This window comes from Massilia sp. P2_C2, assembly GCF_056404615.1.
The window spans coordinates 1-550 of the sequence record NZ_JBFUDR010000681.1; the positions used below are offsets into that span (position 1 = coordinate 1).

Here is a 550-nt window from a genome sequence, read left to right on the forward strand (position 1 = left end):
TGTGGCGACGGCGCCGGTGGCCGGAGCAACGCCGCCAGTGGCGGGGTTGCACCGCTCGAACACTGCGCCATTGGATGCCGGGCGGGCCTGCCCGGCGATCAGCAGATCGGTTTCGTACATCAGAGGTCTCCTTGTTGGCTCTGACCAGAAATGCCGCCGCGCGTTGTCTGYGCCGGCAGCGGGGCTGTCACTGCAACGGGACGCGTCTTACGCGCGCTTGTAGCTCTGCAGGCCGGGCTTGATCGTCTTATCGTCCAGGAACTGCTTCAGGCCCTCCTTGCGGCCCTTCTCCGGGTCACGGTGGTTGGACTGGTCGACCTTCGCATACAGGTAATCCTCGTTCTGGTCCCACGTCAGTTCGCGGCAGCGCTTGAAACCGACTTTTGCGTAACGCAGCACAACCGGATTTTTTTCCAGCAGCTTGGCCGCCAGCGCGATCACGGCAGCGCGCAGTTCGTCCTTCGGCACGCTCGTGTTGATCAGTCACATCGCCGCGGCTTCCTTGCCGGTGAAGGTGTCGCCCGTCATGATGTAGTGCAGCGCCTGGCGG

General features: G+C 63.8%; 1 pseudogene. It reads right to left on the reverse strand.

From position 1 onward, the window contains the following. Positions 1-207 precede the first annotated feature (207 nt). Positions 208-550, reverse strand: a pseudogene (locus tag AC1DYX_RS31835) (enoyl-CoA hydratase-related protein); the annotation flags it as partial.